The sequence below is a fragment of the Maritalea porphyrae genome, assembly GCF_030159895.1.
Taxonomy (GTDB): domain Bacteria; phylum Pseudomonadota; class Alphaproteobacteria; order Rhizobiales; family Devosiaceae; genus Maritalea; species Maritalea porphyrae.
The window spans coordinates 439,043-461,201 of the sequence record NZ_BSNI01000001.1; the positions used below are offsets into that span (position 1 = coordinate 439,043).

Here is a 22,159-nt window from a genome sequence, read left to right on the forward strand (position 1 = left end):
CAACCGGTGCGTATTCGCACCTAGGGGGCAATGCGTAGTGCGATTTTTAAGCGCTGCCTACCGCTTTAATGATGACCACATCATCGACCATTTCAATGGTCACATCCAGGCCGCAATCGCGCGCCAGAAGGCCCGCGTAATATGGTTGAATAACTTGCGCATCGATCCGGCCATCTTCAGGCTTTCCGGCAAGCAAAGGGCCAACCAAATGCGGGATCAATGTCTTCTTGCCGCTTGATTTAAGAATGACACCTTCTTTGCCCATTTCAGCACCGTCAAGTTCAACGCTTACGGTACCGCCACGAGGCACAGAGCCAGCTGCAATCAACAGCAAATTCAAGATCATTTTGACTTTGTTTTTCGGCAACAAGATGGGCTCGATCTTCCAATCAAGATCGGCTTTCTCTCCCGCCATGTAGCTTTGCGCCACTTTTTCAGCTTCGCGTGTATCGATCTCAGTGCCTTGGGTCGAAGATGCACCAAATGCCAATCGCGCAAATTCAAGTTTTGCACGGGCTTGCTTGGCAGAATTGTTGATCAATTCTTGCGCAAACTCAGCCATCTCAGCTTGTTCAGGGTCCGCCAGAACTTCCAAACCGTTGCCAATTGCCCCAACCGGGCTGATCAGATCGTGACACACGCGCGAGCACAACATGGCCGCCAAATCAGTCCCATTAATTTCAACAAGTTCCGCCATTGCATTCCCTTAAAGTGCTTATGGCTGGTGCAGGAACAAGCCCCACCAACCGAATCAAGTTGGATGTAGTTTAGCCCGAAGCCGCCGCTGAGCAAGACTTCAGCGAAGGTCTACCCCTTTTATCCCGCTTTGAATGAGAAAACGACAATCCGTACAAATAGGAAATGCCTATTGCCGTGCCAGCTGGTCCCGCAATTCGAGCCAATTGTCGAAGGCAAAGTTCACCATCGCTGCTTTTTCAAGCATAAACGCTTCGCGATTGCCTGCTGAGTAAAACAAGTATAGCCGCCGATTGTACACAGCGTAGATACGTGGATTGCCATTAGACAAATAACCACGCGCGATACCTGCAAGACCATAGCCGCCAAACTGGGGCACGTAGGCTTCTGGTGCTGCGCGGAACACTTCGCGATTTGCTTCGGTCGCAAAAAACCACGAAACGCCCTTCCAGTGATATTCATATTCAGCCTTGCCCATAAGTGGTTCAGGCTCAGTGAAATAACTCACCGGATCCATACCTTCGATGGCGGAGCCAGAAAGCGGATCAGTAACATACATCTCTAGAAAATGCCGGTTCGTTTCGGCGCGCGCGGGCAAGGTCAGGCAAAAAACTGCCCCGAGCAGCAAACAAAGTGCGCCAAGCTGGAAAATAGTTAATCTTTGTTTACTCAATTGCCGCATCATCGCCTTGTTTACGCAGTACTTCGTGTAGCGAACAGCGATCAGACTAACAAAAAGAGATATCTTGTTTGTTAACAGTCAATTGTCGCTTCGGCGGTCACCAAAATGACAAGGAAATGAGGCCAATGTTTTCCCAAATCCGCACCCTGTTTATTGCTCTGTTCTTATCGTTTGCAGTCACAGGACTTGCAACCGCACAGGACACGGTTTCCGATCGCTACACCGCAAACGAATTGGTTCAAGCTGGTGGACAGTTCTTTGGCAAAGTTTCTCAAGGACTCGCGTCGGTTGTCGAACGCGCGATCTCAAACTACGGACTGCCAAACGGTTACATTCTAGGCCAAGAAGGTTCGGGCGCATTTTTTGGTGGCGTGCGATATGGTGATGGTGAGCTTTATACAAAGAACGCTGGCAACCACATCCTTTATTGGCAAGGGCCAACACTTGGCTTCGACATTGGCGCTGATGGCAGTCAGGTGATGATGCTGGTTTACAACCTTCCCTCAACAGATTCCATTTATGGCCGCTACCCTGGCGTAGATGGCTCCGCTTATGTGGTTGGCGGTGTTGGTATGACCGTGATGAAATATAAAGACATCTATATTGTGCCTATTCGCTCTGGTGTAGGCGCGCGTCTGGGCATCAATGTGGGTTACCTCAAATTCACCCAAAACCCAACCTGGAACCCGTTTTGATCTTTTGATCAACAATTCTAGTAAAGCATTAACAACAAACATCATTGTCGCGTGACCAAACTGCTGGGTTTGTGTTATTAACCATTTGTAAATACAAACGCAGCAAGGCCTTTCTTTTGCGCCAATTGTGCTCTAGCAATTAGGTGTCAGATTTGGGAGTTTGGAATGATCATTGAGCTAATGATGTTTTACGCACTGGGCTTCTTGTGCGCCATCATTCTTGCTTTGCTTGTTCTACCCAGCATTTGGCGCCGCGCCGTTCGTTTGACCAAAAAACGAATTGCCGCAACCACCCCGGTTACCCTTTCAGAATTTCGCGCCGAAAAAGATCAGTTGCGCGCACAAAACGCGCTCAAACTGCGCAAACTGGAATTGCAACTTGAAGATTTGCGAAAGAAACGCGCCGCGCAATTGCGCGAACTCACCCAACTCCGCCAGTCTCAGGAAATGGCCGTTCACGAGCAAGATGGCGCTCAAAGCATTGCTGCCGAACTCACAGAGCGCAATCAGGAACTGCAGGACCAAGTCCGCAGCTACGAAATTGAGCTAACTAACCTCAATCAAAAACTGCGCTTTCGCGAACGCGATCTAGCGGCAAAAATTGAAGAGTTGGATCAAGCAAGGTCGGTGGCCAACATCGCAGCGTCAGCCGTCGTCCAGAACTACGATGATGATATCGACCTAAGCGAATATGAAGGCGACGCCAAAAAACTGGCGAAATCGCTTGCGGCAGAGCGCAAACGCAACAACTTCTTGGAAGAACAATTGCGCGCTTCAATGGCACGGGTGCAGGAGCTAAAATCAAAAGTCCGGACCACGCCTGACAAATCACTTACCAAAAACATCCCTGACCTGTTGGATGACGCCGAAGCGCATATTGCCATCGCGGCCGAGCGCTTCAACGCGCTTTTGAACGATCAAGAAAAAGCAAATAAGCAAGCGGAAGAACCCCAAGAAGAGCTTCAAATCACGCAAGCCCCTGCTGAACTTGCCGACACTGAGTATGTCACCCCTGCGCCCACCACGAGCCTCGCCGAAGAGCTAATGGTAGAGGACGAGTTGGAAGATGTTGGTGCACGCATCCTCGCGCTCGAAGAAGACATATTGGAACGCTTCTCACATGAGACCGGCAATGTTGATGATTTGCGCGAACGCATGGAAAACATTGCAATAGACGTGAGCCACATCATCTACGCACAAGATACAACCGGCGGCGCCGACGGCGAAGAAAGCTTGTTTGATCGCGTGCGCAAATATGCGGACGATGGCTTAGACGAAGCCGTGCTTGAGCCAACAGCGGACGAAAACATTATTGGTCGCGTTGCCGACCGTATGGATGCCCTTAAAAAGACATCCAACTAGTTCAGCGGCACTTCTGCACCAATAGCAATATCGCGAACAACATCGCCGGATTTGGCATTTACAATGCGAATAGTTGTGGCTTCACCTACCTTGTAGGTCACGGTTATTAGCCCATCTTGCGCAACTGCAGAAACGACCGACGCACCTTGTGGCAAGCCAATTGATTGTGCCTGATATTGCTCATCGCTCGACTTTTGGTTCAAACGATAGACAAGTGCGCCCGCAACAGCCATAAACCCAACCATAAGAATAAGCACACTGACGCCAAACGAGCGCCGCGCCCGGTTTATTACCGCTTCGGCTTCTGGTGTTAGTTCATTATTCTCGTCAGTAGAATTTGAAGGTTGATCAGCACTCATGCACTTGGGCTCCGAAAGCGAATTGGTTACATTTTTGGTCAGCGCCGATGATCACGGCAAGCGCTTGGACATTGTATTGGCTTCGCTGCTTGACGGACATTCCCGATCAAGATGCCAAGCGCTCATCAAGTCTGGCGCGCTCTCAATAGACGGCGCGACCATAAGCGAGCCGAAATACCGCGTCAAACAAGATCAGCAACTTTGTTTTGTCGAACCAGACCCTGTTGACGCCGATCCAGAACCTCAAGACATTCCGTTAGAAGTTCTGTTTGAGGATGACGCGATTATTGTCATCAACAAACCCGCGGGCATGGTAGTGCATCCAGCATCTGGCGTTGAACGCGACACATTGGTCAACGCATTGCTGTTTCACTGCGGTGATAGCCTAAAAGGAATTGGCGGGGTGAAGCGTCCCGGCATTGTGCACCGGTTAGACAAAGACACGTCGGGTGTCATGATCGCGGCAAAAACTGACGAGGCTCACCAATCGCTTTCTGCTCAGTTTGCCGACCACGGTAAAAACGGACCACTGCGTCGCACCTATAACGCATTTGTGTGGGGCGTGCCCTCGCCTGAAAAAGGCACTATTGATGCCATGATCGGGCGTTCTCCACACAACCGCACCAGACAAGCAATTGTTGAAAACAATGGCCGCCATGCCATCACTCACTACAAAACCCTGAATGCATATGGCGGCGACAAATGGACGGTGAGCAAAATCGCTTGCCAACTCGAAACCGGTCGCACGCACCAAATTCGCGTGCATTTGTCCCACATTGGGTACGCACTGTTGGGTGATCCCACCTATGGCATCGGCTTTGAAAGTCGCGAGCGCAATCTGCCTATGACGGTCCAAAAATCGCTAAAATCGCTGGCGCGCCAAGCACTGCATGCGGTAGATTTGACCATCGCACACCCCGTTTCAAATGAAGAAATGCATTTTTCTTCACCTTTGCCCGCGGACATGGCAAATCTTGAAAACTGCTTGCAAACCGCTGATTCTTAGGCCAAGTTTCGCTTCCTTTATCGTTTTTTGTACATTTTTTCTCACCCAAAGGGGTGAAATGACATATATCAGCCCTATATAATGTCCAACTAACGAGATGATTGTAGGCGGTGCTGCCTGTTAGGAGCATCAGATTTGTGTCGGCATGCAGTTTATTGCGACGCAGCTAGGGAATGAGGGGGTGCTTTATGGCCCAAACAAATTTGCCAACCTTGTCGTCAGACAATGGCCTATCGCGCTATTTGCAGGAAATCCGCAAATTCCCAATGCTGGAGCCGGACGAAGAGTTCATGCTCGCCAAACGCTATAAAGAACATGAAGATCCCGAAGCGGCGCAGAAACTAATCACCTCACATTTGCGCCTCGTCGCCAAAATTGCCATGGGCTACCGCGGCTATGGATTGCCCATTTCTGAAGTTATCTCAGAAGGCAATGTGGGTTTGATGCAGGCGGTAAAACGCTTCGAACCGGATAAGGGCTTCCGCCTAGCGACCTACGCAATGTGGTGGATCCGTGCATCAATTCAGGAATATGTGTTGCGCTCATGGTCACTTGTCAAAATCGGCACGACAGCTGCGCAAAAACGTCTATTCTTCAACTTGCGCAAAATTAAGGGCCAAATTGCCGCTTTGGACGATGGCGCCCTGCACCCAGACCAGATCAAGCAAATCGCCACAACGCTAAAAGTGTCCGAAGATGATGTGGTCTCGATGAACCAACGCCTAACTGGCGATGCTTCATTAAACGCCCCAATGAAATCAGATGAAGGCGCGTCACAATGGCAGGATTGGTTGGTGGACGAAGAACCCGACCAAGAAACTGCCTTGGGCGATGCGCAAGAATATGATGAACGCATGACGTTGCTTAAAAACGCCATGGGCGTGCTGAACGATCGCGAACAAGAGATTTTCAAGGCGCGACGCTTGCGCGAGCCTGCACTAACTTTGGAAGAGCTAGCGCAAAAGTTTGAAGTTTCTCGGGAACGCATTCGCCAGATTGAGGTCCGTGCATTTGAAAAAGTTCAGATCGAAGTCAAAAAGCAAATGCTCGAAAAAGCTGGTGAGCCTGCCTAACCCGGGCAATTTAAACTGGTCGTGCCTTAGGGTAACACTGTCATTAATCTAGGATCAAAGACGCCACGGCACAGTCGACGGTCTTTTCGAACTTCGCGTTTTTGCTTTCTGCTCATTTCAGGAAACGCTAGCGCGAGTTTCACAACTTCCAGCTTCGGCTGAATTTTGTTATTTTTGAACTGCTTAGCCCGTTCAAACAAAACTTCATCGCCTTTCATAACGCGATAGTTCACGCCCAGATGCTGATGCATAATGTACTCCGCCACGAGCTCGGCAAAGTCCTCACCTGCATTCGCCAACGCATAAAAAGTGGCGTAATTGTCATCCTCCAATTCTTGCAAAATAGCACTATCCTGACCAATTTTCGGATGCTGATCCAAAACCATCGCATAGCCCTTTATGCGCCTGTCCAAGGCATGTAAACGGTAATTATTGGCAGCCTGATATTGCGAATTACAAGAAAAATATCCGAAACTATGGTGATTGTTGAACCTTGGGTGTTTTTCCAAAAAGTGCGCCAACTCATGAAAAAGTAAATAGGCCAGCGGGTAGTTCAACCCCTCAATACGTCCTTTGGTGTACGCGACTTCATAGCGCAACAAATGCGCGTCAGTTAGCCGTAAATCTTGCGGGTCATAACCTTTTTCAAGCCCAGCAAATGTCGCCCCGGTAGCATATCGAGAAAACTCGCCTTCTATAAAGCTCTCCATAGATTCATGAAACAAGTGGATAGCATACCAACTTAAATGAATTTCAGTTGCCAGCTGTATGCCTGCTGCGTGCTCGTGAATTTCTTCTGAAATGAAAAGATGGTCCAGAGCGCACATAGCGCGTTGCATTGTTGGTGGCGCAATCGAGTAAATCAGTTCGATCTGTTCGCCCAATTTGTAGTGAGTCAACTCTGTTGGCGGGTCGATACACTCGCGCGTGTCGCCACCAAGCGTGTAACAAATCTTTTGTGAAATTGGCGTTTTGCACTCAATGGATTCAGCGACCACATTCCCAACTGAAAGCCCGTACAAAAGCAATATAGCTGCGGCACCACGCAATATGCAGTGTTTCATATTACCTCCTAAAGTAATCTCAAATCATCTAGCCACAAAAATGTATCGGACAGATGTGGGCGATAATATGCCCATTGTTAAACCCGACCCAAAAGGCCGGATTATGCAATAAAAACACGTACTAAAGATCTTTCTTGATAATCGCAGCCACATCGACAGCTGTTGCGTCACCTTCTTGATTTAGCTTTTCTGCGACCGCCAGCTTGTCAGCATCCTTGCGGTTCTGGCTCATTTTCCATTTGCCTGCCATCTCCGTGATTTCAAGCTCCAGCCCATATAGACCTTTGAGCTGTCGCGCCACATAATCAGCGGGCGCATCAGATAATGACCAAGGCGTCGCGCGCCCATATTCCATCATATCAGTAAGAGATTTCAGATGGTGGAGCTTCCAGCTCGCCTCGTGCCTGAAATGCAGCTTGCCGCGCACATGAACCACCACATAATTGTACGTTGGCACTTCCTTGCCATGCTCTTGTTTGCCAGGATACCAATCAGCTGAAATATAGGCAGCGGGGCCCTGAAAGATTGCAAGCGCCTCAACACCGTCCTCACATTGCTGATAAAGGTCATTTCCACGCGACAAATGTGCATGCAATTGCGTTTTGTCCCCATCGACCACCATTGGCAAATGGTTTGCCGTGATCCCGTCCGCCGTATTACACACCAAAGTCGCCAGCGGATGCTTTGCAATAGCTTCCAACAAAACGTCTCTGCGTGTCTCTTTAAAGGCGGGGGGTTGGTACATAAACAATCCTAAACGTCATTTTTGGCTAATCAATTTCACGATTGCCTCAAAATGTGTTCTTGGCAAGATCACAAGATATGGTTCGGGCTGATTTGCCGCGACCGTTAATCGAACACGTGATTGGTCTGTTTCATTTGACGTGCCAATTCGATCGCCAACACCAAGCTGCAACACATCTAGCGGATATTTTAGCCCAACCGACTTCTCAAAACTGATAGGACGCAGTGGATAAATTGAAAACCGCGTTTCTAAGGGCAGATCAATTTCAAAATCACCTGCTACCCCAAACGTAAGGTCAACTTGATCCATCAGCACAATGTTCTTGTGTCCGCCATATCGCGCGATCGTGTGAAACGCAGCCAATGTATGGTCTACCCGCTTGCCCAACATGCCAAAACATACGAACAGCGGCGCATCGACCGAATAAAGGCACTTTTCAAAATCAGTCGTTTCTTGCTCGCCCAATTCGATGAGTTTGACATCGGCTGAAAAAGCCTGCCGATCTTGAATTGAATCAAAATCTCCAATGACCGCTGCAATGTTCATCCCAAGTGCCAGTGCCGCGTCCGCAGCGCCATCCGCTGCGATCAGCGGATAACCTTTGGAAACAAACTCACGCAATTGTTCAGGCGAAAAATCGCCGCCGCCCAGCACAATAACAGGCGAAGCAAACGAGAGTTGAACCTTGTTCTCATGAGACTTAATGAGGTCTTGCATATCACATCAAATTCACTAAATTAGCGCCATCTCGCTGGGGTGCTCCGAAGGGAGCTGAGAATAAACCCATATAACCTGAACCAGGTCATGCTGGCGGAGGGAGACCGAGATGACAAGAGTGAAACATCCAAAAGCTTGTCATTTCCCCTTTTATGCACGACCGCACATTGTTTGATTGTAAAAGGGACATATCATGTCTTTGAAAAACCTAACGATTGCGGCGCTTTTCTCGATTGCACCACTTGCATCATCCGCAATGGCAGAAGATAAGCCAACTCTCACCATTTACACCTATGACAGCTTTGCATCCGATTGGGGCCCGGGCCCACAAATCAAAGCGGGCTTTGAAGCCAACTGCAATTGCGTTGTTGATTTTGTTGGCGCTGAAGATGCGATCAGCGCGTTGCGCAAAGCCCAACTTGAAGGCGACAGCACAAAGGCTGATATCATCCTTGGCCTTGATACAAGCGTTGCGGCTGAAGCAAAAAGCACCGATCTTTTTGCCAATCACCATACGGATCTATCAGCTGTAAAACTGCCGATCGACTATACATCTGAGCAATTTGTACCGTTCGACTATGGGTATTTTGCCTTTGTTTATCGTAAATCAGATTTCCCAGAAGCGCCGACTTCATTTGAAGATCTGGACATGGCAGATGAAGATTTCAAAATCGTCATTCAAGATCCTCGTTCTTCAACACCTGGTCTGGGTCTTATCTTGTGGGCGAAGGCCGTATATGGCAGCGACACAGAAGAAATGTGGCCGGATCTGGCGCCATACATTCTTACCGTTACCAAAGGTTGGTCAGAAGCCTACAGCCTGTTCCTAGATGGCGAAGCCGATATGGTTTTGAGCTACACAACGTCGCCTAGCTACCATAAAATTGCTGAGGGCGATGACAACTACGCCGCTGCGATCTTTGAAGAAGGCCACTACGCACAAGTTGAGTTGGCTGGCATTCTAAAATCGTCAAAACAGCAAGAACTTGCGCAAAGCTTCATGAGCTATTTGGTCAGCCAAGAGGCGCAAAAAATCATCCCAACAACCAACTGGATGTTCCCAGTCATTGAGTTGGAGGGCGGATTGCCTGAAGGCTTTGCAACTCCATTGAGCAAAGAGCAAACATTGCTTTTGGACGATGAGACCGTTGCGGCCAACACCAAAGCCTATATTGATGCCTTCTTTGCCGGCATCAAGTAACGTCAAATGGTCTCGCCCTCAGGGCGGGGCCATCCCCTTTTGGCGCACGCCACGCTTGTTGGTCGGGCTCCTTATAGCATTGGCCGTTGGCGCACTTATCTGCGAATTGATTGCCATCATTTGGCAAGCCGCCGACCTGTTCGGCAACGAGCAAACCACCTCTGCTAACCTATTGCATCTATTGCGCATGTCCGCCATCCAAGCCGGACTGTCAGTCCTATTGGCATTTATCACGGGTGGCATTGTCGCCATTGCGCTGACGCGACTAAGCTTTTTCGGCAAACCACTGGCATTGGCCATTCTATCCGCTGGTTTAGTGCTACCCACCTTAGTTGTCGCCTTTGGGCTTTTGGCCATTTGGGGCCGCGCCGGCCTCATCAATGATATCAGCCAAGCCGTTGGCTTGGGCAAATTGCCCTTCACCATTTTCGGCCTGCAAGGCATCTTGGCCGCCCACACGATCCTCAATGGATCCTTTGCCGCGCGCATATTCTATGATCGTCTGCAGGCGCTTCCAACCGCCAGTCTAAAGCTTGGCCAATCCCTCGGGTTGAGCGAATGGCAGCGAATTCGTATCCTTGATTGGCCAGTGATCAGAAGCGCAATGCCTGGACTTGGCGCCACCATATTTTTGATGTGCTTCACTTCATTCTCAATCGTATTGCTGTTAGGCGGCGGCCCTGCCAACGCCACATTTGAAGTGGCGATATTTGAAGCGGTCAAACTCGACTTCGATCTTCATCGCGCGGCCATTTTGGCAGCGACACAGTTGGGGTTTTGTCTTCTCATCATCATTCCAACGGCGGGCTTAAAATCCAGTTCGGTACTCATTGGTGCGCAGCAACGCCATGTTTGGCAGGCGACCGGATGGACCAAATGGACAGTGGCTTTTGTTTTGTTCGTGCTATTGCTCGCCTATGCCAGCCCGCTACTCATTATTTTGGTCGAAGGGTTCGACGTTAGATTCTTCACGCTTGTTTCATCGACTAAATTCATCAACGCGTTGATCACTTCGTGCACAATTGCTTTGGCAAGCGCATCGATCGCGCTAGGCGCCGCCATGTTGCTGGCTTTTGCGCGCGCAGAACTGATTTACAGAAATGCCAGCAAGGCACAAACCAGCTTGCTGCGCACCATCATTAGCGCCCCAATTTTCGCATATCTTGCCACTCCAGCCATTGTGCTGGCGCTTGGGTTTTTCTTACTTGCGCGTGTGGCAGGTTTGGACACAAGCAAAGTTGGTATCTATGTGGTCATTCTCGCAAATGCCTTGCTGGCCCTTCCTCTAGCGAATGCCACCCTGGGCCCACCAGTAGAGAAAATCGCCAACAAATCCTATCGCTTGGTCAAGAGCCTCAATATTCACGGCTGGCGGCGTTTTCGATATGTTGAATTGCCACTCATTCGAAAAGAATGCGCCTATGTCTTTGCATTAGGTTTTAGCTATTCGTTCGGTGATTTAGGCGTTATTGCACTGTTTGGCACAGACGAGTTTTCAACCCTGCCATGGATGATGTATCGCGCATTGGGCGCTTACCGTTCTAACGATGCAGCGATGCTTGCGGCCATGTTGTTGATTGTTGCCGTCCTTAGTTTTTACCTATTCCCCAAACTCTTGGGAGGTCGTGACAATGCTCACGCTCAATAACGTCCAATTCGCTTATCCAAAAACAACGCCCTATCTATTCAATCTCAATGTTGAAGCAGGTGAGATTATTGGGATTGCCGGCAAGAGTGGATCAGGCAAATCGACTTTGCTCGATTTAGTCGCTGGATTTCAATCGCCTCAGGGTGGCGAGATTTTCCTTGATAGCCAATCGATTGATGGACTTGCGCCAGAAGCGCGGCCAGTTTCGATTTTGTTTCAGAAAGACAATGTCTTCGCACACCTCACTGCGGCAGAAAACGTACAGCTCGGCAGTGCAGAAGATATCGATGCCGCTGAAAAATTGGCAGAAGTCGGATTAACCGGGTTTGAGGGACAAAAATGTGCATCCCTCTCCGGCGGTCAGCAGCAACGAGTTGCACTGGCCCGCACATTGGCGCGCAATCAACCAATTCTGCTGCTCGACGAACCGTTTTCAGCCCTTGATGGCGACACAGCCAATCAAATGCGTGACCTAGTGAAACAATTGGTGATCAAAAACAAATGGCACGCTATTTTGGTCAGCCACCATAGAGCAGACTTTGATGCACTAGCAAATCGTACGATGCAGCTTGAAAACGGACAACTAAGCGAATTGAGCTAACCTATTCGGTCGCCCATGCCGCCAACACGGCTTCAAAGATTGCGCCGCCTTCTTTGCCCTTTTCCAAAGTCACAATGGCTTTGCGACCAGTTGAATAAACAACCGGCAAGTCAATCCAACCGCGCGCCGCGATCAAATCAAGGTTTTTCGCCAAATCTGCTTCCGCCGCGCTTAGTGCGAACAAGAACGAATTGTCAAAAATCCGGGCAGATGCCCCAACAAGCGGATTGCCCTGTGCCAATTCTTGATCCTTCAGCAGGATGCCAGGTAAGCTAGCAATGCCGCCGCCCAAGAAGCTCTCCGTCACGGAGAAATTGACCTCAACCAAATGACTAGCGGGCAATGCCGCATCACCATTTTTGCGGAACAATACGTCAACGGCTAAATTGCGAGCCGGAATGGACACGCGTGCCTTAATCACAGGCGCACCAAGCTCATCAACATCACGCGACCATTCAGTTGATCCTGAAAATGGTACAGCGCCGCCACTGCCTGTCAGCTGCTCTTCAATCAGCAAGGACCGTGAACCAACTTCGGCAACCGCGTCGCTGGTATCACCCACATTCAATTTCGGCTGATCACCATCAGTTGTTGGTTCTTCAGCGGTCAGGCGATCATCAGTCGGTGCCGTTGTCTCTTCGGAAGCCACTGGTGCTTCTGCCACTTCAGTCGTTGGTGGCGTGGTCTCTTCTACCACAGGAGTTGGTTCATCAGCGGTTGGTTCAGGCGTCAAACGTTCTTCTTCAACAGGTGTCGGCGTCGCCTCTTCCACAACTGGCGTTGTTGCCGTCAAATCAGAAACCGTCGTCGCAGGTGTCACATTGCGCACATTGCTTTGCTCTGGGACATCCGCATCAGCCGTATTTGTGTCAGCTGGCGTTGTTGTGGTTTCTGAAGATGGTGTTGTCTGATCAGAAAGGCCCAATTGCGCCATTAGCGGGTTAAGGTCAACATAGCCTTCTTTCCACGCCCAATAAGCGCCACCGCCTGCGCCTGCCAACAACAGAATTACCAACAGCAAGAACACTGTCAGCCCATTGCCGCCATTTTCTTCTTCTGAAACCACCGATGCAACATCAGCTTCTTCCATGGCCAAAGCAGAAACGCTAGATTTAGCTGTTTCGGCAGCATTTTCGGCCTTTGCGGTCTCGTCACCTGAAATCAGTTCGCCGCCATTCTTGCCTTCTGCTTCAAGATCAAGCGCCTTAATCGCGCGATCAATAGTTGCCTGTGGCTCATCGCCGCCAACACTAATGGCGACTTCTGGCAATTTCTCATCCACATCAACTTCGCGAACGCTCGACAATGCAGGCGCAACCGTCGGTGCATCTATTTCGGCCTGTGCAGACTTACTGTCCAAATCGACCTTCGGCGCTTTGATCGCAGCAGCCGATGAAGCGGCTTGCGCTGCGGCAATAACTTCATCTACGGGGTTGGTTGGTGCTTTGACGTCTTCAGGTTCTTGTGCCGTTTCCTCAGCGTCCACCTCAACAGAAACGGCTTCTTCTGCGGGTTCGTGGTCAACTTTGTCTTCGTCACCTAGTTCCGAATGCGTCCCCTCAGCTTCTTCGCTGACCGCGTCAACATCTTCAGACACAACTTCGTCAGTTAGCGCTTCCTCAGCAAGAGCTTCTTCTACCTCAGATTCGGCGCTTGCGGCCTCTTCTTCAGGTTCAGATTGAACGTCATCAGCTGCTCCTGCAGCTTCATCCTCTGCCGGTGCATCAACGGTTTGGCCATCTTGAACATCAGCAGTCTCTTCGGAAACATCCGGCTCGTCGGCGATGTCCTCTGCATCTTGCTGAATGTCTTCTTCAACAGGCGCGTCTTCAGGTTCAGGCTCCGGCTCAATCGTCTCCTCGACAGGTGCCGCGGCCTCAACGATAGGATCCTCAACAACTTCAGGTTCGTCAACTGGCTCAGGCGCTGGTGGAGCAACGGGCGCACTGGGTGCTTCCGTTTCTTGCTTTAAACCTTGCAGCAGAGCTTCGGTTGCTTCTTGCTCAACCTGACGAATGCAGTCTTCAAGAGTCAACCGATGCTGCGTGATTTCACGCGCAGGCAGCGGCGGCTCAATCGCACGCAATTGCGTTACCAGCGCTTCACGCGCCTTTTCGTAAACGGCGCGTCGTGACGTGCCATTATTCTCTGGAAGGGCGTCAACCGCCCGACGCAAAAGCTCTCGATAGTCAGCCATCAGCTACTCAAACATGCTCCCCGTTACCTGTTGTAACGAAAAAAACTTAGTCTTGGAAAGGGTCTGTTACCAAAATGCTGTCCAAACGTTCCGGAGATGTGGACAAGACAGCAACTGGCGTCCCAATTAATTCTTCAATTCGGCGCACATATTTCACCGCTTCTGCTGGCAAATCTGCCCAACTACGCGCGCCCGCGGTTGTGCCACTCCAGCCAGCAAGCGTTTCATAGATCGGTTTCACATTGGCCTGACCTTTCATGGTCGAAGGCAAATAGTCAATCCGCTCGCCATCAAGTTCATATGCCACGCAAACCTTAATTTCTTCCATGCCATCAAGCACATCAAGTTTGGTCAATGCGATTCCATTGATGCCAGAGACTTGTACGGTTTGCTTCACCAATACGGCATCAAACCAACCACAACGACGCTTACGGCCAGTGTTCACGCCCCACTCATGACCCGTTTTGCCAAGATACTCGCCAATGTCATTAAGCTGTTCAGTTGGGAACGGTCCCTCACCCACACGTGTTGTGTAGGCCTTAGTAATCCCCAACACATAGTCCAACGCGCCTGGGCCCAAGCCTGAGCCGTTTGCCGCTTGTCCACCAATGGTGTTCGAGCTTGTCACAAACGGATATGTACCATGTTCGATATCCAGCAACGCGCCTTGCGCACCTTCAAACAAAATGCGCTTGCCATCGCGGCGCATATTGTTGAGCTTTTCCCAAACACGGCCAGCAAATGGCAAAATCTCATCTGCTACAGCCATCAGCTCATCATAGATCGCTTGCGCTTTAACTTCATCAATGCCCAAACCACGACGAAGCGCATTGTGGTGGCGCAGGTTGCGTTCGATTTTCGGCATCAAGCTTTCAGGGTCCGCCAAGTCGCAAACGCGGATCGCGCGCCGACCAACCTTGTCTTCATAGGCTGGGCCCATGCCACGTTTTGTGGTGCCGATTTTCAAGCCGGCATTTGAATTTTCGCGGAAGCTATCAAGCTCGCGGTGCAGCGACAGGATTAGACATGCATTGTCTGCAACCATCAAATTCTCTGGAGAGATTTCAACGCCTTGGCCACGCAACAAAGCAAGCTCTTCAACAAAGTGATGCGGGTCAACCACAACACCATTACCGATTACAGAGAACTTGCCCGGGCGCACAACACCTGAAGGCAGCAAAGCAGTTTTGTAGGTAACACCATCAATCACCAATGTATGGCCAGCATTGTGACCGCCTTGGAAACGCACAACAACATCCGCACGTTCTGAAAGCCAATCAACAATCTTGCCTTTACCCTCGTCCCCCCACTGGGAGCCGACAACCACCACATTCGCCATTAAAATGTTCTCCTTGAGACCGAACGTTTTAGCCATTTTGAACGGGCCATTTACCCCGTCTCGCCCCGACAAAACGCTCAAAACTGACAACAATACCCGTGTTGTTTGGTATATCGGGCACCGCCAAAACCTGTTAAGCGTCGCTGGTATAGCAAAAGTGAACTGATGACAAAACAACAATCCGCCGAAAAAAGGGCCAAAAACCCACTAATTCAACTATTTAATCGTCCCATTCTGCTTCTCGTGCTTACAGCGCTGTTTTGGGGCGGAAATATGGTGGCAGGCAAAATGGCTGTGGGGGAAATTGCGCCAACAAATCTCGTCGCTGGGCGATTCCTTTTGGGCTTCTTGGTGATTTTGCCTTTTGCGCTGCCGCACTTCAAAACAGACTGGCCCGCAATTCGAAAGAACCTGTTGTTCTTGGCCTTTGCAGGCGGTGTTGGTTTTGCAGGCTTTAACTTGTTTCTATATCTTGGCGCGCAATACACAACCGCAGTGAATGGCGCAATTGAACAAGCTTCAATCCCCATGATGGTGATGCTGGCCAACTTTGCCTTCTACGGGGAACGTACAAAATTGCCGCAAATAGTTGGCGTTATTGCCACAATTTTCGGCGTGCTGTTTGTTGCAACGGCGGGCAACCCGATGCGGTTGCTCACCTTAGATATAAACGTCGGCGATGGTTTGATTTTGATCGCATGCGTTATTTACGCCGCCTATTCTGTTCTTCTGCGCTATCGCCCAAAAATTCATTGGATGAGTTTCCTAGCAACGACTTTCCTGTTCGCCACACTTTCAACTTTGCTATTCGAATTGCTTGTCGGCGGGCTACCAACAATGATTGCAAGTTTTGCTACCGTCACTACTACCGGTTGGTTGCTGGTGCTCTATACGGGCCTGTTCCCTTCAATCATCTCGCAACTCTTCTATGCGCGCGGCGTAGAGCTTATTGGTGCAAACCGGGCAAGCCTATTCATCAATGCTTTGCCACTTTTCGGTGCTATCCTGTCGGTATTGATATTGGCAGAACCACTGCAAAGCTTTCATCTTATCGCAGCGATATTTATTGTTGCGGGCATAACCATGGCCGAGTATGCGGCACGCAGCAAAGAAGGGGTAAAAGACAATGCCTGATACCAATGAACTTTTGTCTCGCATTGAAGCGTTAGAAACCCAAGTCGCCTATCAAGATCAAACCATTGAAGATTTGAACAAGGCAATTACCGAACAATGGTCGCAGTTTGAAAAATTGCAACGCGAGATTACCAAACTGCACGCCGAGCTAGAGCAAATCGACACCTCCGGCGGTGGCGAAATCGTTGAACGTCCACCCCACTACTAGGATCAAGCATCCGGATGTGGCGGCGGGCCCTTGAGTTCAATTTTGTTGCCAAATGGGTCTCGGAAATAGAACGAATTGCCAAGTCCGCGTGCGCCACCATGCATCGCCTCGCGCTCAATCTCAACGCCGTGCGCCGCCAAATGCGCCCGTAACGCGTCATGATCGAAGGGTCCCGCTGCAAGGCACACATGATCAACATTGCGTCCGCCGGCAACTGGCGGTTTTGCACCAGCACCACCGGGGTGCGTGTGATCCCACAAGACGATGAGTGCGTTACCTGCCCATACCTGCTCCATGCCCAGTTCTGGATAGGCATAGCCAGGCTGACACCCCAAAACATTCAGATAAAAATCCATTGCCGCTTGCATGTCATCGACAATGAACACGATGTGGTCGATCCCCGCCAATGCAAAAGGAACCTTGCCCATTTCTTGCTTCATCTCAAACTCCATCCAAGCATCATGTAATCGATTACAAATCGATCATCTTTATCCGCATCCGTCAAGGCTGAATGATGTCAAAACGCAAAAAAGGGCCAGTCCCATCGGGCCGGCCCTTTCAACAAACAGGCTGCAGCCTGCTACTTCGTTTTAAAAACCCTTATGTGGCGTCAAAATAGATAGGCTTGGCCTGCTGAACGCCTTCAAGAGCGGAGATATTGGCAAGTTGCGCGTCAGACAGTTTGCCATCAATATTAATCAAGGCAATCGCATCACCGCCTTCTTGCACGCGACCCAGATTGAAGTTCGCAATATTGATGCCCTCGTCACCCAACAACATGCCCAGACGGCCGACAAAGCCAGGCTTATCTTCGTTTGTGATGTAGAGCATGGATGGCGTTACTTCCGCTTCCATGTTTACGCCCTTCACTTGGATCAAGCGCGGCTTACCGTCGGCAAACACCGTACCTGCAACAGAACGCTCTTGACGTTCAGTTACGATGGTTAGGCGGATATAGTTCTCATATACGCCCTGTTGTTCACGGTTCGTGGTTTCAACATTCATGCCGCGGTCTTTTGCCAAGACAGGCGCAGACACCATGTTCACATCACCAAGTAACGGCTTAAGCACACCGGTCAGCAATGCAGACACCATAGGCTTGGTGTTCAGGTCTGCCACGTGACCTTCAAACTCAATTTTAACGCCAGTGATGCCTGTTTCAGTCAATTGACCCGCAAAGCTGCCCAAAATCTCAGCCAATTTCACAAATGGCATTAGTTTTGGCGCTTCTTCTGCAGAAATTGAAGGGAAGTTCAAAGCGTTTGAAATCGCGCCATGCATCAAATATGCGCTCATCTGCTCTGCAACTTGCAACGCAACATTTTCCTGCGCTTCTGTCGTAGAAGCACCAAGGTGTGGTGTACAAATAATATTTGGCGCATCAAAGATTGGATTGTCTTTTGCAGGCTCTACTTCAAAAACGTCCAACGCCGCGCCAGCGACTTTACCGCTTTCAAGCGCAACTTTCAGCGCAGCCTCATCGATCAAACCGCCACGCGCGCAGTTCACAATACGAACGCCATTTTTCATCTTCGCAAATGCTTCCGCACCCAAAATACCGCGGGTCGCATCCGTCAATGGTGTGTGCAAGGAGATGAAGTCTGCTCGTGCCAGCAATTCGTCCAATTCAACTTTTTCAACGCCCAAGTCAAGCGCACGTTCAGGGGTCAAAAACGGATCGAAAGCAATCACTTTCATCTTAAGGCCTTGGGCCCGGTCCGCAACGATAGCACCGATATTGCCGCAACCGATAATGCCCAGTGTTTTGGCTGTCACTTCGACGCCCATAAATTTGGACTTTTCCCACTTGCTCGCGCGAGTTGATGCATCAGCTGCAGGGATTTGACGGGCGGTAGAAAGCAACAGAGAAATAGCATGCTCGGCAGTGGTGATAGAATTGCCGAACGGCGTATTCATCACAATAATGCCTTTGGCAGTGGCTTTTGGAATGTCCACATTGTCAACGCCAATACCTGCACGACCAATAACTTTAAGGTTGGTTGCAGCGGCGATAATCTTTTCAGTTACTTTGGTTGCGGAACGGATGGCCAAGCCATCATATTGGCCAATAATTTCAAGTAGCTTTTCTTTATCTTTGCCAACGTCTGGCAAAAAATCTACTTCAACACCATTGTCGCGGAAAATTTGAACCGCGGTTTCGCTCAACTTGTCAGATACAAGTACTTTAGGCATGAAAGCCTCCATCAATTTAAAATCTGGGGAAACGGCTGGCGGCAATCCGCCAGCATAAATTCTCTTGTGCGCTGTTAAGCGGGCTGAACCAATGCAGCTTTTTCAGTCGCAAATGCCCAATCAAGCCAAGCCGTCAACGCTTGTAAATCAGACGCTTCAACTGTAGAGCCAGCCCAAATGCGCAAACCTGCAGGTGCGTCACGATAGGCGCCAATGTCATAGGCAATGCCTTCTTGATCAAGACGTGTCGCAATCGCTTTTGCAAAAGCCGCTTGTCCGTCTGCATCAAGTCCAGCGACATCCGCATCAACAATCTTTAGACATACCGATGTGTTTGACTCTGTCGCTGGATCATCGGCCAAATTGGCGACCCAAGCTGTTTTTGCAACCCAATCAGCCAACACTTTGTGGTTTGCATCGGCTCGATCACGCAATGCGTTTGGACCAAGGTCTTTAGCCCATTCCATTGCATCAATCACATCTTCGATCACCATCAAGGATGGGGTGTTGATGGTCGCTGCTTGGAAAATGCCTTCGATCAGCTTGCCGCCCTTCGTCAGACGGAAGATCTTCGGCAATGGACGATCCGGCGCATAAGTTTCAAGCCGCTCGACCGCCTTTGGAGACAAGATGATTACGCCATGTGCGCCCTCGCCGCCCAAAACTTTTTGCCAAGAGAAAGTCACAACATCAAGTTTTTGGAAATCGAGATCTTGTGCAAATGCTGCAGAAGTCGCATCGCAAATGGCCAAGCCCTCTCGGTCAGCCGCAATCCAATCCGCATTTGGAACCCGTACACCAGAGGTGGTACCGTTCCAAGTAAAGACCACATCGCGTGTCCAATCGACAGCGGAAAGGCCTGGCAATTGCCCGTAATCAGCTTCCATTACGCGCACATCATCGAGCTTAAGCTGTTTAACCACATCGGTCACCCAACCAGCGCCAAAGCTTTCCCAAGCGAGCATATCAACGCCGCGCGCGCCCAACATGGACCACAATGCCATCTCAACAGCGCCGGTATCAGAACCTGGCACAATGCCGATCCGATAATCATCTGGAACACCAAGCAGTTCGCGCGTCAGGTCAATTGCGAGCTGAATGCGTGCTTTTGCTGGTTTCGCACGATGCGAGCGACCAAGATGTGTGTTTTCAAGGAAAGTAGGCGTCCAACCCGGACGTTTAGTGCATGGACCGCTAGAAAAACGCGGATTTACCGGACGGAGGTCCGGTTTCGAAATATCTGTCATGTGACTACCCTTTCAGATAGGCGCCCCTCGTTGGGGAGGGGTGGCCCACTGACCGGAATAGAGATTCGCAAACAGAAAAGCAAACGAAAACTTTGCTCGGGGTAAATTCGTCGCAATTGTCAGACAAAGAAAAACCCCGCATCATCGCTGAAACGGGGTTCAAAATTCAAACTATGCTCTGATCAAGCCTAGTGGAAGCGGTACCGCAAACTTGCGCGGATTTCGTGCGCGATCGCATCTTGTGCCCAGAAGTCTGTGCCACCTGAGGTAGAGAAACCTTTGAGCCACAGTGCGCGGTAGCCAACATCAGCAACCATGTTGCCCATGTCGTAGCCAACACCGATCATGCCAGCGCCAGCCCAAGAGCGCGCGCCTGCGCCTTCAACCAAATCTGGGTTCGTCGCATGCGTTGCTGAAGTATAGCTCCAAGCTTTACCCAAACCAGCACCCACATAACCAGTCCAGCCGCCTTCTGCGGAGTGACCAAGACCATCAAGGCTGAAATCGTAATAAACGTTTGCCAATGCCACTGTCGAACGCAATGTCGCTGTGTAGCCGTTTGCCGTCAGGCCACTATTGTGCAGCATGTCAAAGGTTAAATCTGTGCGCCAACCGTCGCCAAACTCATAACCAGCGCCCACACCGTAGCTGTAACCCCAGCCCATGTCGGTCACGCCGTAGTCTGTACAACAGATCACAACATTTCGCGCCCAAAGCGCGTTACCAGCAACAGAACCACGCAAGTAGAATGAGCCACCTAGCCCATAGTCCACCTCTGGCAATTCAGGATATTCTGGATATTCAGGTTCAGGCACAATCATGTCGGCGGCCAATACGCTGCTACCGAACATGGTTGCAACAGCCAGTGAGGCGGCCATTGTCCATTTTAGCATCATTCTAATCCTCGTTACGCAAGCCATTTTCTGTGACTTCTCGCTGGGCATTATTGACGCTTTTTGTTAAAAGGCGCTTAACCTCAATAATTAACCCTAACAATTCAACAATCACTTTAAGTTCCCACCTGCCAATTTGGCGCGAATTGATAGAGCACATCATGGATCAACAACAACGCACAGCGTCTGATTGGATTTGGCTTGCCAGCCTCGTTTTGATGTGGGGCAGCGCCTTTATCGCCATCAAAGTGGCCGTTGAAACGATCACACCTTTGTGGCTGGTTGCAATCAGAATGATTATGGCATCGGCCCTAATGATCGCCTTTGCAAAATGGCAAAACATCCGCCTACCACAGGGCTGGCGAGAATGGCGTGCGATGATCTTCTTGGGATCAATCGGCACAGCAATTCCCTTTATTCTGATCTCATATGCAGCACCCGATGTCCCTTCAGCAATTGCTGGCTTGATGATGGCCACCATCCCGTTTCAGATATTGCTTTTCTCGCTCGTGTTCTTGCCCGAGGAAAAGGCAACGCCGGTGCGCATTCTTAGCCTAGTGATTGGGTTTGTTGGTGTAGCTCTGGTCATTTTCGGCAGTGAAAAATTTGCTTCTGCGGACAATTTGGCACTCTTGCCATTTGTACTGCTCATACTTGCCACCACCGGATATGCCACCAATGGCATCATCTCCCGCCGCATGATCGATATGCCAGCAATGACAAAATCCTACGGTGCCATATTGGTTTCAAGCGTCGTTGCCATTTTGGGTGCAATACTATTTGAACCATTGCCGACCAGCATGACACTGCCGGCCTTTGGTGGCGCTGCCTATCTGGCCGTATTTTCAACATGGGCAGGCACGGTTGTGTACTACCGCCTAGTTGATAAGACCTCTGTCGCCTTCTGCTCACAGACAAGCTATTTGATCCCGATAGTAGCGGTTGCGCTTGGCGCGCTGATCTTTGGTGAGCAACTCTCCCCGATCCAACTGGTTGGCTTCTTTGCCATCATTTTCGGCATTCTGATCGCTGAAGGTATCCTGAAACGCAAAAAGCGGCGTCGATTGCCGACGCCGCCCGCTTAAAAGCGAATAGAAAA

The 22,159-nt window shown here is 50.1% G+C and carries 22 protein-coding genes and 1 riboswitch; of the genes, 10 read left to right on the plus strand and 12 right to left on the minus strand.

Annotation, left to right across the window (positions count from 1 at the left end; genetic code table 11):
• Positions 1–46: 46 nt before the first annotated feature.
• Together chpT and QQL65_RS02190 are read right to left on the minus strand one after the other, a co-directional pair.
• Positions 47–697, minus strand: coding sequence for a histidine phosphotransferase ChpT (gene chpT / locus QQL65_RS02185; protein ID WP_284361638.1), 651 nt, complete (start codon positions 695–697; stop codon positions 47–49).
• Between the two features lie 168 nt (positions 698–865).
• Positions 866–1,369 carry a YHS domain-containing (seleno)protein gene (locus QQL65_RS02190; protein ID WP_284361640.1) on the minus strand — a complete coding sequence of 168 codons (504 nt, stop codon included), beginning with the start codon at positions 1,367–1,369 and terminating at the stop codon, positions 866–868.
• A 125-nt stretch (positions 1,370–1,494) separates the two neighbouring features.
• On the opposite strand from QQL65_RS02190, the gene QQL65_RS02195 reads away from it, so the two are divergent.
• Both QQL65_RS02195 and QQL65_RS02200 read left to right on the plus strand, forming a co-directional pair.
• Complete coding sequence (locus QQL65_RS02195; protein WP_379863087.1) at positions 1,495–2,073, plus strand: DUF1134 domain-containing protein; 579 nt, start codon at positions 1,495–1,497, stop codon at positions 2,071–2,073.
• A gap of 165 nt (positions 2,074–2,238) precedes the next feature.
• Positions 2,239–3,435, plus strand: coding sequence for a coiled-coil domain-containing protein (locus QQL65_RS02200; RefSeq protein WP_284361644.1), 1,197 nt, complete (start codon positions 2,239–2,241; stop codon positions 3,433–3,435).
• Here the strand turns inward: QQL65_RS02200 and QQL65_RS02205 are convergent.
• Positions 3,432–3,794, minus strand: a complete 363-nt coding sequence (locus QQL65_RS02205) for a DUF6476 family protein (RefSeq protein WP_284361647.1) — start codon at positions 3,792–3,794, stop codon at positions 3,432–3,434. The two genes, QQL65_RS02200 and QQL65_RS02205, sit on opposite strands and share 4 nt — an antisense overlap.
• Here QQL65_RS02205 and QQL65_RS02210 point away from each other — a divergent pair.
• Positions 3,793–4,800, plus strand: coding sequence for an RluA family pseudouridine synthase (locus QQL65_RS02210; RefSeq protein ID WP_284361649.1), 1,008 nt, complete (start codon positions 3,793–3,795; stop codon positions 4,798–4,800). The two genes, QQL65_RS02205 and QQL65_RS02210, sit on opposite strands and share 2 nt — an antisense overlap.
• A gap of 188 nt (positions 4,801–4,988) precedes the next feature.
• Positions 4,989–5,873 carry an RNA polymerase sigma factor RpoH gene (gene rpoH, locus QQL65_RS02215; RefSeq protein WP_284361651.1) on the plus strand — a complete coding sequence of 295 codons (885 nt, stop codon included), beginning with the start codon at positions 4,989–4,991 and terminating at the stop codon, positions 5,871–5,873.
• A gap of 26 nt (positions 5,874–5,899) precedes the next feature.
• Here the strand turns inward: rpoH and QQL65_RS02220 are convergent, their stop codons facing one another.
• The 3 genes from QQL65_RS02220 to QQL65_RS02230 all read right to left on the minus strand — a co-directional run bounded on the left by QQL65_RS02220 (position 5,900) and on the right by QQL65_RS02230 (position 8,399).
• Positions 5,900–6,937: a putative zinc-binding metallopeptidase gene (locus tag QQL65_RS02220; protein ID WP_284361653.1), complete on the minus strand. Its 1,038-nt coding sequence runs from the start codon at positions 6,935–6,937 to the stop codon at positions 5,900–5,902.
• Positions 6,938–7,058: 121 nt separating this feature from the next.
• Entirely contained in the window at positions 7,059–7,682 is a 624-nt protein-coding gene (locus QQL65_RS02225) for an FMN-binding negative transcriptional regulator (RefSeq protein WP_284361656.1), read from the minus strand.
• Between the two features lie 15 nt (positions 7,683–7,697).
• Entirely contained in the window at positions 7,698–8,399 is a 702-nt protein-coding gene (locus QQL65_RS02230; protein WP_284361658.1) for a thiamine diphosphokinase, read from the minus strand.
• A 25-nt stretch (positions 8,400–8,424) separates the two neighbouring features.
• A riboswitch (TPP riboswitch) is annotated at positions 8,425–8,520 on the plus strand.
• Positions 8,521–8,592: 72 nt separating this feature from the next.
• On the opposite strand from QQL65_RS02230, the gene thiB reads away from it, so the two are divergent.
• Genes thiB through QQL65_RS02245 form a run of 3 tightly spaced genes read left to right on the plus strand, consistent with a single transcriptional unit; the run spans position 8,593 to position 11,849 of the window.
• The gene (gene thiB, locus QQL65_RS02235) at positions 8,593–9,600 is read left to right on the plus strand and encodes a thiamine ABC transporter substrate binding subunit (RefSeq protein WP_284361660.1); all 1,008 of its coding nucleotides are present in this window, start codon (positions 8,593–8,595) and stop codon (positions 9,598–9,600) included.
• Positions 9,575–11,248, plus strand: a complete 1,674-nt coding sequence (locus tag QQL65_RS02240; protein WP_284361661.1) for an ABC transporter permease family protein — start codon at positions 9,575–9,577, stop codon at positions 11,246–11,248. The genes thiB and QQL65_RS02240 overlap by 26 nt, the downstream gene beginning before the upstream one ends.
• Positions 11,232–11,849, plus strand: coding sequence for an ATP-binding cassette domain-containing protein (locus QQL65_RS02245; RefSeq protein ID WP_284361663.1), 618 nt, complete (start codon positions 11,232–11,234; stop codon positions 11,847–11,849). The genes QQL65_RS02240 and QQL65_RS02245 overlap by 17 nt, the downstream gene beginning before the upstream one ends.
• A 1-nt stretch (position 11,850) precedes the next feature.
• Here QQL65_RS02245 and QQL65_RS02250 read toward each other — a convergent pair whose 3' ends face one another.
• Both QQL65_RS02250 and QQL65_RS02255 read right to left on the minus strand, forming a co-directional pair.
• Entirely contained in the window at positions 11,851–14,046 is a 2,196-nt protein-coding gene (locus tag QQL65_RS02250; protein ID WP_284361666.1) for a hypothetical protein, read from the minus strand.
• A gap of 46 nt (positions 14,047–14,092) precedes the next feature.
• Positions 14,093–15,385, minus strand: a complete 1,293-nt coding sequence (locus QQL65_RS02255) for an adenylosuccinate synthase (protein WP_284361668.1) — start codon at positions 15,383–15,385, stop codon at positions 14,093–14,095.
• A gap of 165 nt (positions 15,386–15,550) precedes the next feature.
• Between QQL65_RS02255 and QQL65_RS02260 the strand changes: the two genes are divergently transcribed.
• Positions 15,551–16,519 carry a DMT family transporter gene (locus QQL65_RS02260; protein WP_284361669.1) on the plus strand — a complete coding sequence of 323 codons (969 nt, stop codon included), beginning with the start codon at positions 15,551–15,553 and terminating at the stop codon, positions 16,517–16,519.
• A complete protein-coding gene (locus QQL65_RS02265; RefSeq protein ID WP_284361670.1) occupies positions 16,512–16,727 on the plus strand; it encodes a SlyX family protein in 216 nt (71 codons plus the stop codon). The genes QQL65_RS02260 and QQL65_RS02265 overlap by 8 nt, the downstream gene beginning before the upstream one ends.
• Before the next feature lie 2 nt (positions 16,728–16,729).
• On the opposite strand, the gene QQL65_RS02270 is transcribed toward QQL65_RS02265, so the two are convergent.
• The 4 genes from QQL65_RS02270 to QQL65_RS02285 form a co-directional block, all read right to left on the minus strand.
• Positions 16,730–17,167 carry a VOC family protein gene (locus QQL65_RS02270; RefSeq protein WP_284361671.1) on the minus strand — a complete coding sequence of 146 codons (438 nt, stop codon included), beginning with the start codon at positions 17,165–17,167 and terminating at the stop codon, positions 16,730–16,732.
• Positions 17,168–17,327: 160 nt separating this feature from the next.
• On the minus strand, positions 17,328–18,920 hold the full coding sequence (gene serA, locus QQL65_RS02275; protein ID WP_284361672.1) for a phosphoglycerate dehydrogenase: 1,593 nt from the start codon (positions 18,918–18,920) through the stop codon (positions 17,328–17,330).
• A gap of 74 nt (positions 18,921–18,994) precedes the next feature.
• Positions 18,995–20,167 (minus strand): phosphoserine transaminase, encoded by a 1,173-nt coding sequence (locus tag QQL65_RS02280; RefSeq protein WP_284361673.1) that lies wholly within the window; start codon positions 20,165–20,167, stop codon positions 18,995–18,997.
• 188 nt (positions 20,168–20,355) lie between these two features.
• Complete coding sequence (locus tag QQL65_RS02285) at positions 20,356–21,063, minus strand: outer membrane protein (protein ID WP_284361674.1); 708 nt, start codon at positions 21,061–21,063, stop codon at positions 20,356–20,358.
• A gap of 158 nt (positions 21,064–21,221) precedes the next feature.
• Here QQL65_RS02285 and QQL65_RS02290 point away from each other — a divergent pair, with 158 nt between their 5' ends.
• On the plus strand, positions 21,222–22,145 hold the full coding sequence (locus QQL65_RS02290) for a DMT family transporter (RefSeq protein WP_284361675.1): 924 nt from the start codon (positions 21,222–21,224) through the stop codon (positions 22,143–22,145).
• Positions 22,146–22,159: the final 14 nt, after the last annotated feature.